General features: G+C 56.5%; 12 protein-coding genes. 7 read left to right on the top strand and 5 right to left on the bottom strand.

Going from position 1 to position 13123, the window contains the following annotated elements:
- Positions 1–159 precede the first annotated feature (159 nt).
- Entirely contained in the window at positions 160–972 is an 813-nt protein-coding gene (locus QP381_RS06985) for a serine hydrolase domain-containing protein (protein ID WP_006680255.1), read from the top strand.
- 35 nt (positions 973–1007) lie between these two features.
- Here QP381_RS06985 and QP381_RS06980 read toward each other — a convergent pair whose 3' ends face one another.
- Complete coding sequence (locus tag QP381_RS06980; protein ID WP_006680254.1) at positions 1008–1805, bottom strand: exodeoxyribonuclease III; 798 nt, start codon at positions 1803–1805, stop codon at positions 1008–1010.
- Between the two features lie 177 nt (positions 1806–1982).
- On the opposite strand from QP381_RS06980, the gene QP381_RS06975 reads away from it, so the two are divergent.
- The 3 genes from QP381_RS06975 to QP381_RS06965 all read left to right on the top strand — a co-directional run bounded on the left by QP381_RS06975 (position 1983) and on the right by QP381_RS06965 (position 6653).
- On the top strand, positions 1983–2768 hold the full coding sequence (locus QP381_RS06975; protein ID WP_006680253.1) for an SDR family NAD(P)-dependent oxidoreductase: 786 nt from the start codon (positions 1983–1985) through the stop codon (positions 2766–2768).
- A gap of 171 nt (positions 2769–2939) precedes the next feature.
- Positions 2940–4223 carry a hypothetical protein gene (locus tag QP381_RS06970; RefSeq protein ID WP_006680252.1) on the top strand — a complete coding sequence of 428 codons (1284 nt, stop codon included), beginning with the start codon at positions 2940–2942 and terminating at the stop codon, positions 4221–4223.
- 213 nt (positions 4224–4436) lie between these two features.
- A complete protein-coding gene (locus QP381_RS06965) occupies positions 4437–6653 on the top strand; it encodes an NlpC/P60 family protein (RefSeq protein ID WP_285068177.1) in 2217 nt (738 codons plus the stop codon).
- Between the two features lie 173 nt (positions 6654–6826).
- Here QP381_RS06965 and QP381_RS06960 read toward each other — a convergent pair whose 3' ends face one another.
- The 4 genes from QP381_RS06960 to QP381_RS06945 all read right to left on the bottom strand — a co-directional run bounded on the left by QP381_RS06960 (position 6827) and on the right by QP381_RS06945 (position 9660).
- The gene (locus QP381_RS06960; RefSeq protein WP_285068175.1) at positions 6827–7444 is read right to left on the bottom strand and encodes a hypothetical protein; all 618 of its coding nucleotides are present in this window, start codon (positions 7442–7444) and stop codon (positions 6827–6829) included.
- Positions 7445–7462: 18 nt separating this feature from the next.
- Positions 7463–8032 carry an orotate phosphoribosyltransferase gene (pyrE, locus tag QP381_RS06955; RefSeq protein WP_006680248.1) on the bottom strand — a complete coding sequence of 190 codons (570 nt, stop codon included), beginning with the start codon at positions 8030–8032 and terminating at the stop codon, positions 7463–7465.
- 248 nt (positions 8033–8280) lie between these two features.
- Positions 8281–9105 (bottom strand): HAD-IIA family hydrolase, encoded by an 825-nt coding sequence (locus QP381_RS06950; RefSeq protein ID WP_006680247.1) that lies wholly within the window; start codon positions 9103–9105, stop codon positions 8281–8283.
- 45 nt (positions 9106–9150) lie between these two features.
- Positions 9151–9660 carry a PH domain-containing protein gene (locus QP381_RS06945; RefSeq protein WP_285068172.1) on the bottom strand — a complete coding sequence of 170 codons (510 nt, stop codon included), beginning with the start codon at positions 9658–9660 and terminating at the stop codon, positions 9151–9153.
- A gap of 149 nt (positions 9661–9809) precedes the next feature.
- On the opposite strand from QP381_RS06945, the gene QP381_RS06940 reads away from it, so the two are divergent.
- The 3 genes from QP381_RS06940 (at position 9810) to QP381_RS06930 (ending at position 13043) form a co-directional block, all read left to right on the top strand.
- Positions 9810–10433, top strand: coding sequence for a TrmH family RNA methyltransferase (locus tag QP381_RS06940; protein ID WP_050998773.1), 624 nt, complete (start codon positions 9810–9812; stop codon positions 10431–10433).
- Between the two features lie 208 nt (positions 10434–10641).
- The gene (fbaA, locus tag QP381_RS06935) at positions 10642–11658 is read left to right on the top strand and encodes a class II fructose-bisphosphate aldolase (RefSeq protein WP_006680244.1); all 1017 of its coding nucleotides are present in this window, start codon (positions 10642–10644) and stop codon (positions 11656–11658) included.
- A 206-nt stretch (positions 11659–11864) separates the two neighbouring features.
- Positions 11865–13043, top strand: coding sequence for a hypothetical protein (locus tag QP381_RS06930; protein ID WP_285068171.1), 1179 nt, complete (start codon positions 11865–11867; stop codon positions 13041–13043).
- Positions 13044–13123 lie beyond the last annotated feature (80 nt).

The following is a 13123-nucleotide window of genomic DNA, read 5'->3' as shown; positions in this document are numbered from 1 at the left end:
ACGAGGCCGTGTGGGGCGCGGGTTTTCAACGCGCGCCCCACACGTGCGCTTGTCACCAGAACTCGTGGCCGATAAGGGCGCGTTTAGAATAGGGGGGCACACCGATAACAGCACGGCCCGAACAATCGAGCGAGCGTCACAACGCAGAAGGGGACACGCATGGCAGTGATCACGAGCGAACTGATGGATATTCCTTTTGCTCATGCGTATGCGTTGAATGCTGGGGGACAGACCCTGGTCAAGGTTGGTGACACGTCGACCGTCTATCCGCTGGCGTCTGTCACGAAGCTTCTGATGGCATGGTCAACGTTGGTTGCAGTCCAGCGAGGCTTTATCAGTTTGGGCGATCCGGCTGGTCCCGAAGGGTCCACGATTCGCCACCTTCTGGCTCACGCCTCGGGCTTGCCCGCAGAATCTCGCGATGCACAGTTCGGCGTCGAAAAACGACGTGTTTACTCCAACGCCGGTTTCGAGATCCTTGGTGATGCGGTTGCCGAAGCAACGGGAACAGACATCGGTCGATGGATTGAAGAATCCGTGATCGAGCCTCTGGGCATGACAACGGCGGACGTTCCCGGTTCAGTCGCACGCTCTGGGCGAGCAAGTATTGATGACCTGCTGATCCTCGGCCAGGAGCTCCTGCATCCAACTTTGATCAGCGATGCGCTATCGACTGAAGCGGTAACCCCGCAGTTCCCCAACCTCGCGGGCGTTGTCCCCGGATACGGTCGGCATAACCCGTGCCCGTGGGGACTCGGCCTTGAAATCCGGGGAACGAAGAACCCGCACTGGACCGCCCCAGATGCCCCGGCCACAACATTCGGCCACTTCGGAGTCTCAGGCTCGTTCCTCTGGGTTGACCGTGAACACGACGCGACCGCAGCGTTCCTTGGTTCACAAGAATTCGGCCCCTGGCATAAGGAACAATGGTCGCAGCTCAACGCCCAATTGCAGGGCCTCGTGAATGCCTAACTGTCAGGCGCGAAGGCGGTTCTGATCCCAAGTGGTCAGTCGGCAATGTCGATGATGACTGGCACATGATCCGACGCGCCCTTGCCCTTACGCTCATCCCGATCGATCTGAGCCTCAACCACACGCGACGCCAACGCGGGGGAGGCGTACACAAAGTCAATGCGCATGCCCTCATTCTTCGGGAAGCGTAGCTTCTGGTAATCCCAGTAGGTGTAGTTGGTGACGCGGTCGCGGGTGATTTCGTCCCACCCGTCATCGGCGAAAGCAAAGAATGCGTCGCGCTCGGGCTGTGAGACGTGGGTGGCGTCGGCAAATGCGGTCATGTCCCACACGTCCTCATCAAAGGGGGCGACATTCCAGTCACCGACCATGGCGATCTGCGCCTTCGGGTCCTCAGACAGCCACTTCACACCGTTTTCCTTCAAGACGCGTAGCCACTCGAGCTTGTAGACGTAATGAGGGTCGGTCAGCTCACGACCGTTCGGGATATACAGGCTCCAGATCGTGAATGGTGAGCTATCGGGCGATTCGACAGTAACGCCGAGTGCGCGAGCCTCCACAACCGGAGGATTCCCAAATGCGGGTTGGCCCGCGAAATGATCCTCGACCTTAAGAATCGGTAGGCGCGAGGCTACCGCAACACCATTCCACTGATTCAGGCCGTGAATCCGAACCTCGTACCCCGCTTCGGTGAACTGGTCGACGGGGAACTGGTCGGGTTTGCACTTAATTTCCTGCATCGCCAGTACGTCTGTGCTCGAGCGTTCAAGGAAAGCGATGACGCGATCGACGCGGGTGCGGATGGAGTTGACGTTCCAGGTAGCAAATCTCATGGGATAAACCCTAGCCGGCAGGCTCCGACCTTGCTTGTTCGGGGTTTGAGTCCGCGCTTGTTCAGGGATTGACCGCGCTTGTTCACCAAAGACCTGTTTGTCAGTCTTTTTCGCTCCTGCGGTAGTTGCGGGTGAAGGTCCCTGACGATGGCGTGCTTTGCCTCGTAGGCTTATCTCATGGGAACTGCACTTGTTACCGGCGCGACGTCGGGCATTGGCGAAGAGTTTTGTTGGCAACTGGCTGCAGGTGGCCATGATCTGGTCCTGGTGGCACGGAGTGAAGCGACATTGCACCAGCTTGCGGAGCGACTTCACGCCTACGCGGGGATTAACGCAGAGGTGATTGTCGCTGACTTGGCGAATCCTGACCAGCTGGCTCGCGTCGCTGAGCGTCTGGATGTGGGTGGTGCTGAAGTGGGCGCTTCGGCTCTGAAGCCCATCGATCTGCTGGTGAATAATGCCGGATTCGGGCTAGGTACGTCCTTCCCTGACAACGACCTTGATGCTGAGCTCTATGGCTTGGATGTCATGGTTCGTGCGGTGATGGTGTTGTCGCATCATGCAGCTCGGTCGATGCGCGTGCGTCACCGAGGTGCCATCATCAACACGGCGTCGGTAGCGTCGCGAACAGGGGCGGGCACCTACTCCGCGCATAAAGCGTGGGTCGTTGCGTTCACCGAGGGCCTGTCGGAGGAATTACGAGGCTCGGGAGTGACTGCTACCGCTGTTATGCCGGGGCCGGTTCGTACTGAATTCTTTACAAAGGCTGGTGTCGATATGGAAGAGATGCCGGGTGCGTTCTTGGCGACCCCTGAGGAAGTTGTGACTGCTGGCCTTGACGCGGTGCGTCGCGGGAAAGTGTTGGTCACGCCGACTGTTCCTGCGAAGGTCGGGATGGCGTTGATGAAGTTTGCTCCGCGTTCTTTGACGCGTCGTGTGATGCGGGCTGTTCCGCATATGTGAGTGCATACCAGCACTTAATGGGGCTACTGTTACTAATGTGATTGGTGATAATAATGTGGTTTAGCTCTTGCTCCCTCATTTTGTTCACCGATACTCTGTAATGACATGTCTGCTCGACGTGTGTCTGTTGACTCCCATCAACGATCAGTCGATTGAAGGAAGAACTCGCCAATGAAACTGCGTATGACGAAGCGAACGGCTCTGCTTGGCCTCGTAGCTGCCGCGCTCATCATTCCCGGAGTAAAAGCGACAAGCGCCGACTCCGCGCAGAGTGCAACAGGGGTAAGTATTCCGCAAGCAGCTCAGATGGACCTGCAGTCGGGCGTAAATCCTTTCTCCCCTTCAACGGTGACAACCTCCACCACTCCCTACGCCCCGTCCGGAGGAAACTGGCAGAACATTGGTGGCGATTGGCGTTGGGCTGCCAATGGCACGGGTCTCCAGATTGCGTCAACCTGGGCAAAAATCAATGGGCACATCTATCACTTTGAATCAACAGGCTGGATGAATACCGGTTGGTACAAAGAGGATGGCACTTGGTACTATTTCCAGCCTTCAGGAGGCTATGCGGGAGCCCTACACACCGCCGGCTGGCTCAAGCTCGGCGAAACCTGGTACTACCTTGATCCGACGACCGGCAAGATGATCGCAGACACGGAGAAGATCATCAACGGAAAGCTATACCTCTTCGACATTGACGGCAAGATGAAGACCGGCTGGGTCTCCATGTCGCAAGGTTGGCGCTACATCGACGCATTAGGTGACCGCGTCTTCGGCTGGCTCAAGCTGAACGGCACCTGGTACTACCTTGATCCGTCCACGGGAATCATGCAGACCGGCCGACGCGCGATCAATGGAACCACCTACGTGTTCAACTCTTCGGGTGCAATGTCTACCGGCTGGACCAAGTTGAAGGAAGGCTGGCGCTATTCCGATTCCAACGGCGTCGAGTACCTCGGCTGGCTGGGTCTGAATGGGGCGTGGTATTACCTCGATCCATCAAATGGCGTCATGGTCGAAAATGCTTCCAAGACAATTGGTGGCAGGACCTACACTTTCGACGCCAATGGCAAGATGAAGACCGGCTGGGTATCAAACTCTGACGGTTGGCGTTACCTCAACGCATCCGGGTACGAAACCTACGGCTGGTTGAATGATCGAGGAACGTGGTACTACCTTGATCCGTCCACGGGAATCATGAAGACCGGACGCCACACGATCAATGAAACCACCTACGTGTTCAACGCTTCGGGTGCAATGTCTACCGGCTGGGCACGTCTGAGCGATGGTTGGCACTACTCCTCAACCAGTGGTGCCGAGGCTGTTGGCTGGGCAATCGTGAACGGCTACTGGTACTACATGGATCCCTCAACGGGCATCATGGTCGCAAACACCTCGAAGAATATTGGTGGAAAAACCTACTCCTTCGACGCTTCTGGAGTATGGCGTTCCTGAACGTCTGGTCGTCCTCGTAAAATCCGCGCAACCCCGAACGTGAAATTGTTCGATGTGCTGGATAGTCCGGAAGTCGACGTGCTCATTTCGTCGTGATTCGCTGCTGTACAGTAACGTGCGCCATTCGATAAGGTGATTCCTGAGTAGTATTTACTAGTAATCCAATGTGGCTGATCTTGGTGCCATCTACGGAATTGCAATACAAGGGGAACAATGAGAGTTTCACACCAAGTCCCGTGGCGTACATTGGCAAGCGCGTGTGTTATCTCTGGGCTTGTCCTGTCGACGAACGTCGCCACGTTTGCTGACGAAAACGGTGAAAGCGCACCTTTGACCGTCGCAACCCAGAGCGATCCCCAAGAAAACCCGCAGAATCAGGAGGGTACTTCACCTCTAGGAGCTGAAACCGTAGCTCCTGTCGCTACCCCGAAAAAGACGACTGCCCACGAACCTTTGCAATCCCCTGAAGGTTCATGGATCTACTCCGGCGTCTGGCAGTGGAAGCAACCCGATGGGACGCTCCTGAAAGACTCGTGGGCGCGTATTAACGGCTCCACCTACTACTTCGATGCGAACGGGACCATGGCAAGTAACTGGTTCCGCAACTCTGATTCGTGGTTCTACGCATCCGCGTCTGGTGCTCTTACCACAGGTTGGTTGAATGATCGAGGTACGTGGTACTACCTCGATTCTGAAACGGGACAGATGGTCACCGGCCAGAAGCAAGTGGGAAACGAAACCTACTTCTTCAATGCCTCCGGCGCGATGTTGACCGGTTGGGTTGAGATGCCCGATGGGTGGCATTACGCGACTACGTTCGGCGTTGAAGTTCATGGTTGGTTGAATGATCGAGGTACGTGGTACTACCTTGATCCGTCCACGGGAATCATGCAGACCGGCCGACGCGCGATCAATGGAACCACCTACGTGTTCAACTCTTCGGGTGCAATGTCTACCGGCTGGACCAAGTTGAAGGAAGGCTGGCGCTATTCTGATTCCAATGGCGTCGAGTACCTCGGCTGGCTGGGTCTGAATGGGGTGTGGTATTACCTCGATCCATCAAATGGCGTCATGGTTGAAAATGCTTCCAAGTCAATTGGTGGCAGGACCTACACTTTCGATGCCAATGGCAAGATGAAGACCGGCTGGGTTGAGATGTCCGATGGGTGGCATTACGCGACTACGCTCGGCGATGAAGTTCATGGTTGGTTGAATGATCGAGGTACGTGGTACTACCTTGATCCCGTTACGGGCATCATGGCGACAGGCGAGCGAACTATCGGCGGGAACTCCTATGAGTTCGCATCTAACGGCGCGATGTTGACCGGATGGTACAAGCGCGCAGATGGCTGGCATTACCGCAAGCCTTCAGGTGAAGTCGGTCTTGGATGGCAACGGGTTGGTTTAGATTGGTACTACCTTGATCCCGTTATGGGCATCATGGCGACAGGCGAGCGAACTATCGGCGGGAACTCCTATGAGTTCGCATCTAACGGCGCGATGTTGACCGGATGGTACAAGCGCGCAGATGGCTGGCATTACCGCAAGCCTTCAGGTGAAGTCGGTCTTGGATGGCAACGGGTTGGTTTAGATTGGTACTACCTGGAACCGTCTACAGGCATCATGGCGAATGCTGGTCGCACGATCGACGGGAAATGGTACAACTTCCTCTCGTCGGGTCAATGGGTCAACTACCAAGCTCCTGCCGGCTATCTACAACCGACAATGTCAATTCAGTCCCTTGGATGGGCTACCAATACTCTGACCTACGGCATGAACGGCGTGAAAGTCAGAATCGTTCAACAGCGCCTAGGTATCTGGCACACGATGAAGCTGGCGTCCGTTGACAGTAGTTTTATGTCGGCAGTGCGTAACTTCCAGCGTCGAGCGGGCCTGCCACAAACGGGCGTCGTCGATGAGCGCACATGGAACGCGATGGGAACCGGGTATTCCTGGTATGTCGACCAGTATCAAGTTGCGCCGACCGTTTCGGTTAGCGCAAGTCGCTCCGAACACATTGAAGCAATGATTTCCTACGCCTTAGCGCAGGTGGGATCGCCCTACACTTGGGGTGGAGCTGGCCCGTACAACTTGGGCTTTGACTGTTCGGGTTTGGTGCTTCAAGCACTACACGCAGGTGGCCTTGATCCACAACCGATTAACGTGCTCAAGCATGCGTGGCCTGACTATCGCACCTCGCAGGAGCTCTACAACTACTCCGGATTCCAATATCTTCCGCTGTCGCAAAGGCAACGTGGTGACTTGATCTTCTACACGTCGGGTGGCGTAGTGACGCATGTGTCGCTCTACTTGGGTAATGAGCGGGTTGTCCACACCGACTGGATGGGGAATCCGGCTCGTGTTGATTCCGTGTGGACTAGCTACGGATACTCCAACACCGCACCGTGGGTCATTCGCCCGTTCCCGTAAAGAGAATCGTGATCTAGCAGGTCGGTAGCTTTCCAGTTTGCCGGCACGTAACGAGGCCCCTCAGGAAACTGAGGGGCCTCGTTCGTCAGTATAGGGAAGCGAGAGTCTTTACTGGTCTTGAGATCTTTACTGGTCTTGAGATTTTCCTTGGAGATCTGCCTTGGAACTCTGTCTTAGAACACGATTGGCCAGTGCGGAAGACAGTCGGTCAAGGTGATGTGCGCGGAGTTGAAGAGCTCCACAGTTGATGCATATTCGGGGTTCAACTCGGGCATCTTCCCGGTCTTAATTGCTTCTTCTGCAGCCCGATCATCAACGTATTCGTTTAAGGAGCCATCAGACAGGCGCGCACTTGCATCCGCGTACGCTTTGAACGCCTCCGTTGCATGAGTACCAGTGGAATCCACCGATCCTGCTTGCACCAGAGCATCAGTTTGTGCCGAGGCAAAAGCCTTGACGAAAGAAGCCCACGCGGTAGTTGCAGTGGTGGAATTGCCTGAGACTGTTGCTTCAGTAAAGGCTTGTCCTTCAGGTAAGGACTCGAGTGCCTGGACGAGAATGTCATCCATCGCTTGGCAGCCCGCTGAAGGAGCGCTCATCTCGGGAAGCGCTTGGGTTGATTGAGGATCGGCATAGATCCCCGCTCCAGCCTCAGATCCGATTGACTGCGCTGTGGGGGCAGATTGTGGGCTTGCCTTGGGCGATGGTGAGCATGCGCCAAGAGTAAGCGTGAGACCTGCAACCGCGCTCAAACACACTGAGCAACGTCCCGGAAAGAGTTGATTTCGCATCAGATTCCTACCGTGAAATCAGGCCAGATCGAGGTCTTCAAGACCGAGCGCATAGAAGTAGGGGAATCCCTCAGCCTCGATGCGTTCCTTAGCGCCAGTTGCGCGGTCAACGATGACTCCAACAGCAACGACCTCGGCTCCTGCTTCACGCAGAGCAGTGGCAGCTTCCAGAGGTGAACCGCCAGTGGTCGAGGTGTCTTCGAGGACAACCACGCGCTTGCCGACCACGTCCGGCCCCTCAATGCGACGCTTCATGCCGTGATCCTTGGCAGCCTTGCGCACAACGAAAGCATCAAGGTCGAGGCCACGCGAAGAAGCGGCATGCATCATTGCGGCTGCAACGGGGTCTGCTCCCATGGTCAGGCCACCAACTGCAACATAGTCTTCGCCCGGAGCGAAACCGGATTCTTCCAAAAGATCGAGCATGACGTGGCCGATCAGGGGCGCAGCTTCGTGATGAAGCGTTGCGCGACGCATATCAACGTAGAAATCAGATTCGCGACCGGAAGCCAGAGTCACCTTTTCGTGGATGACGGCGAGTTCCTTGACGAGTTCGGACAGGCGGGCTTTTTGAGAGTCATTCGTCATGCTTCACAGTCTAGACGGTAGGTGGGCATAGAGGATGAGGTGACGGTAGGTGGGCATAGAGGATGGGACGCTTTCGCCACATCTCTCGCTCCGTAGCCGGCCGTATACGAAAGTGCCCCCAACCTTTGAACTGTCTCCCGGAAGTTGGACTGATTTATTCAGTTTTCTTCCGGAGGACAGTTCACTTCAGGCTGGGGGCAGTATCGTCAAGAGCTCGAGCATTCAGCCCGAGAAGGGAAAACAGGCGGTCAGCCGGCGATTGCCTCGACCAGCTCAATCAGCTCACCAATACCCTCGTGAATTCCGAATGGGCGGTATGGATACTGTTCGACCTGTTCGATTGACGTTGAGCCGGACAGCACAAGGTGCGTGCGCAGACCGGCTTCAACACCCGCCTGAATATCCGTGTCCATGCGGTCGCCGACCATTGCAGCGTGCTCAGAGTGAGCGCCGATCTTGTTCAGACCTGCGCGAATCATCACGGGGTTCGGTTTGCCGACGAAGTAGGGGCGCTTACCGGTGGCTGCGGTGATCATTGCTGCGATCGAACCGGTGGCGGGCAGTGTGCCTTCATCCGAGGGACCCGTGACGTCCGGGTTGGTGGCGATGAACTTTGCGCCACTTTCGATCAGTCGGATTGCTCGGGTAATCGCGTTGAAGTCGTAGTTACGTGTCTCGCCGAGCACCACGTACTCAGGATCCTGATCGGTCATGATGTAGCCGGCGCCGTGGAGCGCGGTCGTCAGTCCGGCCTCGCCAATCACGAATGCGGACGAGTTGGGTGACTGCTGCGACAGGAATGCTGCGGTTGCGTTTGCCGAAGTCCAAATATGCTCCTCGGCAACATCCAAACCGGACCGTTCAAGTCGAGCAGACAGGTCGCGGTTGGTGAAGATTGAGTTGTTCGTCAGAACCAAGAATGGCATGTTCTTGGCGCGCAGTGCCTCAAGGAACTGCTGAGCTCCGGGAAGCGCGCGGTTTTCCTTGACCAGAACACCGTCCATGTCGGAAAGCCATGCGGAAACAGGTGGCATGTCAGTGAGCGCCTTGGGCGCGATTTCGTTATCAGTCATGTCTTTATCCTATGTGGAATATCGGGGAAAGACATGGATAAGGGTCTATTCGGGATCTGCGACGATTGCGCCGTGAATGTCGTTGAACAGCAGGTTCGAGATTTCAACTTGAACGTATTCGACGCGCGGAACATCGTGCAGGACAAGCGGGTCGTCTGCGCTGGTCTGCAGAGTCAGAGTGCCACACCCGAACAGGCGGTCGATAAAGTCGCGGTCCATTGCTACGTCGGAAATGCGCGTGATAGGCAGGTCGTGACCCTTCTTATTGATGATGCCGTGGCGCGTGATGATGCGCTTCGTGGTCAGCGTGAAGGTCGTGGTGAGCCAGCGGATGAACGGCATGATGAAGATCGGGAATGTCGCGACGATGACGATTGCCCAGACGATCTCGTGGCTGTAGGGCGCCCACTCAGTCGGTAGGTAGACCGACGCGAAGACGCCGACAATGATCAGAACCAGCTCAGCCAGCGTATTGCCCAGGATGGCTTTGAAGTGCGTGCGCATACGGCGGACAATGTGTTCATCTTGTGACAAGAGTGCATGACGTGGAGACATGTCTTAATCGTGCCATTATTTCCCCCGCTTGTGCGTGCTATGTAATGCAAGACGCTATCGTTATGCCCGTGAGTAATGATTATCAGGATGTCGTCAGCGCCGGTGAGCGCGGTGCGCAGGTGCCAGGCCGTGTGCTCTCCGGTGGTGCAATGGGGGACGAGGCCACGCCTGCTTCTGAAAGCAGGCCCGGTGTTGGTCCGTGGGTTGGCGAGCTTCCGACCGATGAAAAGTACGATCCTGAACTACTGAAGAACGGCGATCATCGTAACGTTGAAGACCAGTATCGCTACTGGACGATGGACGCGATCCGCGAAGACATCGCAGCCCATGCGCTCCCGTTCGAGGTTGCAATCGAGAACCTCGGTCATGACTTCAATATCGGGTCTATCGTGCGCACTGCGAATGCGCTGGGAGCTAGCCGAGTCCACATCGTCGGGCGTCGTCGTTGGAATCGTCGCGGGGCAATGGTGACTGACCGCTACCTGCAGATCGATCACTGCCAGACTCCCGAAGACCTTGCCCGATCGTGCGCAGAGCGCGGAATGAGCCTCGTCGGCGTCGATAACGTGGAGGGCTCCAAGCCGCTGGAATCCACTGAACTGCCGAAGCGAGCGTGCCTGATTTTCGGCGAAGAATCCTCCGGTTTGAGCCAGGAAATGAGCGACCTTGCCGAGGTGATCGTCCACATTACCCAGCGAGGATCGACGCGCTCAATGAATGTTGGCCACGCGGCGGCAATCGCGATGTGGGCGCACGCGTCCAGTTTGGCCTGACGCTTCAGTGATGTGCGCGGCCTCGTTCCTCATCGGCGAGGCCGGGATGGCGAAGCTAAAACTACGCTGTTTTTTGTTGCCTGCACGGGCAAAAGTCCACCTTAGAGGCACTTATGTGCAGGAAATAGGGACTTCCTACCTCACATGAAACTTGCGATGTGTGGAACAATAGCCAGTGACAAATCTGTCGTTCGAATAGGAGGCTCCTGTGCCTGTCGCAACCCCTGAGGTCTACGCCGAGATGCTGAACCGCGCGAAGGAAGGCAAGTTTGCCTACCCCGCGATCAACGTGACCTCTTCCCAGACCGTTACCGCTGCTATCCAGGGCTTCGCCGAGGCAGAATCTGACGGTATCGTTCAGATTTCCGTCGGTGGCGCTGAATACGCTTCCGGTTCGACGATCAAGAACCGCGTCACCGGTTCGCTCGCCCTCGCTGCATACGCAACCGAGGTCGCCAAGAACTACGGCGTGACCATCGCTCTGCACACCGACCACTGCGCAAAGCAGAATATTGATTCCTGGATCCGCCCGCTCATGGAGATTGAAGCAACCCAGGATCTGCCGACCTTCCAGTCGCACATGTGGGACGGCTCCGCTGTTCCGCTCGCCGAGAACCTGGAGATCGCCAAGGAACTCCTCGCCCTCTCCCAGAAGGCAAACACCATCCTCGAAATCGAAATCGGCGTTGTCGGTGGCGAAGAAGACGGTGTTGTCGGCGAAATCAACGAGAAGCTCTACACAACCACCGAAGATGCACTCAAGACCGTTGAGGCCCTCGGTCTTGGCGAGAACGGCCGTTACCTGACCGCTCTGACCTTCGGTAATGTCCACGGCGTTTACAAGCCGGGTCACGTCAAGCTTCGTCCCGAAATTCTGGGCACCATCCAGGAAGAGGTTGCAGCAAAGGTTGGTTGGAAGAACAACCGTCCGTTCGACCTGGTCATGCACGGTGGCTCCGGTTCGACCGCAGAGGAAATTGCCCTCGCAGTCGAAAACGGCGTCATCAAGATGAACGTCGACACCGACACCCAGTACGCCTTCACCCGTCCGGTCGTGGAGCACATGTTCCGCAACTACGACGGTGTCCTGAAGATCGACGGTGAGGTCGGCAACAAGAAGCAGTACGACCCGCGTTCGTGGGGCAAGTCTGCTGAAGCAGGCATGGCTGCTCGCGTCGTCGAGGCTTGCCAGCGTCTTGGTTCCGTCGGAACCAAGATGGCCTGATCTTTTACCTGATCAACGGACGGGGTCCGCAGCTACGGCTGCGGGCCCTTTCCGCGTTTAGCCCTGTTTCGCATGCGTGAGGGCGCACTTTTGTCCGGCCACACTGGAAGTTTTGCGCGCTTTCGCTGAAAGAGTGTCTCAGATAGCGACAACGCGGGTGAAACGTGATGAGATTAGAACAGTTCGACGTAAGAAGGGTGGTCGCTATGGGCCAGGTGTGGACTTCAGTTGAAGGCATGATCATCGGTGCGGGTCTTGATCCCAAGGCCGTTATCAATGAGTTGCATGAGCGCGCCATCCTAGCGAAAGTCGAGTGGTATCCGTCTGCCCCGCACTTTGTGGGCGTTGACTTCGCTGTTTCTGACGGTCGTCTTGGCATTGTTCGTGACAATACGATTTCTGAAGGTCCCACAATCGAGGATCTTGCCGAAGAGCTTGCATCCCGTTTTGAGGGCGAAGTCCGTATTTCGACCGTGGTCGTGGACCATACTCCCGAAGGGGTCAGTCCGCTTGCTGACGTGTGGGATGACGACTTGGATGACGATGAGCCGGCAGAATCCTCGCGAATCGTTGAGATTGGTAATACACCTGCGTCGTCGGTGCCGTTGCTTGCAGCGCTTGAGGGTATCGATCTTGCCGATCTTGAGGGCAATGGTGGCCAGCGCCTGCTTCTTGCTGAGCTTCCGGTTGAAAAAGCCGGTTGGAACTTCGGTGAACTGCCACTGATAACCCTGTCGAAGCAGGATGATGAGTTCCAAATTTTCCTGGTCACGGATGACCACTTGGAACACGTTGTTATTCACAACTGGGCGATGGACTCAAAGATCATTCCGGGTGCGCACAATGTGCCGACAGAGGTTGACGACGAGATCCTGGATCTCGTCGGCGAACGTCCGAATTTGAAGAAGATTGCGGACGCGGTGAACGGGTCGAACGTTGACGATCTGTACAAGTCGACGTCCCTGTTCGGTGATGACGCTGTTGTCGCTGCGGTGAAGGCGCTTGGTCTGCCCGAGTCCGTTGCGGGCTTCCTGCTGGGGCATATTGATGCCGATGAGGTTGAAGGCGCGAAGCTCCACATGGCTCGCGGTATTTCAAACGCGATCGGTCGCAGCGTGGACATCATGCTGAAGGAACCGGATTCACCGGCTCAGCCTCTGTGGGAGTCCTACCATTCAATCGCTGTCGATCGTCCGCATCTGGTGAAGTATTTTGCCGGTGCCGAGGCTATCGTCGGCACGACGTTGCTGACCCTCGCGGCGCGCGCGCAGGCTCCGCGTCGTGGTTGGATGAAGTTCGGTGGTGTGCTCGGCGCTATTCTGCTGTTTGATTCGGTGGCAGAGTTGTCGCTGTCGCGTTACCTGCGTGCGAAAGAGGACCGCTAGTATCGCTTGCGATTGATGCGTCCTCGTGTGATGATCGCGCCAACTGCTTATTGACGAGGCCGGGGTCGGCAGTTCATTCG

Source organism: Pauljensenia sp. UMB6358, assembly GCF_030216865.1.
GTDB lineage: Bacteria > Actinomycetota > Actinomycetes > Actinomycetales > Actinomycetaceae > Pauljensenia > Pauljensenia turicensis_A.
This window is presented reverse-complemented; position numbering and strand designations above follow the sequence as displayed.

What these genes read in the sequence shown, in the direction of transcription:
- QP381_RS06945 (WP_285068172.1), bottom strand. Translation starts at nt 9,660, where the DNA reads ATGTCTCCACGTCATGCACTCTTGTCACAAGATGAACACATTGTCCGC.
- QP381_RS06980 (WP_006680254.1), bottom strand. Translation starts at nt 1,805, where the DNA reads ATGAGATTTGCTACCTGGAACGTCAACTCCATCCGCACCCGCGTCGAT.
- QP381_RS06970 (WP_006680252.1), top strand. Translation starts at nt 2,940, where the DNA reads ATGAAACTGCGTATGACGAAGCGAACGGCTCTGCTTGGCCTCGTAGCT.
- pyrE (WP_006680248.1), bottom strand. Translation starts at nt 8,032, where the DNA reads ATGACGAATGACTCTCAAAAAGCCCGCCTGTCCGAACTCGTCAAGGAA.
- QP381_RS06930 (WP_285068171.1), top strand. Translation starts at nt 11,865, where the DNA reads ATGGGCCAGGTGTGGACTTCAGTTGAAGGCATGATCATCGGTGCGGGT.
- QP381_RS06985 (WP_006680255.1), top strand. Translation starts at nt 160, where the DNA reads ATGGCAGTGATCACGAGCGAACTGATGGATATTCCTTTTGCTCATGCG.
- QP381_RS06975 (WP_006680253.1), top strand. Translation starts at nt 1,983, where the DNA reads ATGGGAACTGCACTTGTTACCGGCGCGACGTCGGGCATTGGCGAAGAG.
- QP381_RS06950 (WP_006680247.1), bottom strand. Translation starts at nt 9,105, where the DNA reads ATGACTGATAACGAAATCGCGCCCAAGGCGCTCACTGACATGCCACCT.
- QP381_RS06960 (WP_285068175.1), bottom strand. Translation starts at nt 7,444, where the DNA reads ATGCGAAATCAACTCTTTCCGGGACGTTGCTCAGTGTGTTTGAGCGCG.
- QP381_RS06965 (WP_285068177.1), top strand. Translation starts at nt 4,437, where the DNA reads ATGAGAGTTTCACACCAAGTCCCGTGGCGTACATTGGCAAGCGCGTGT.
- QP381_RS06940 (WP_050998773.1), top strand. Translation starts at nt 9,810, where the DNA reads ATGGGGGACGAGGCCACGCCTGCTTCTGAAAGCAGGCCCGGTGTTGGT.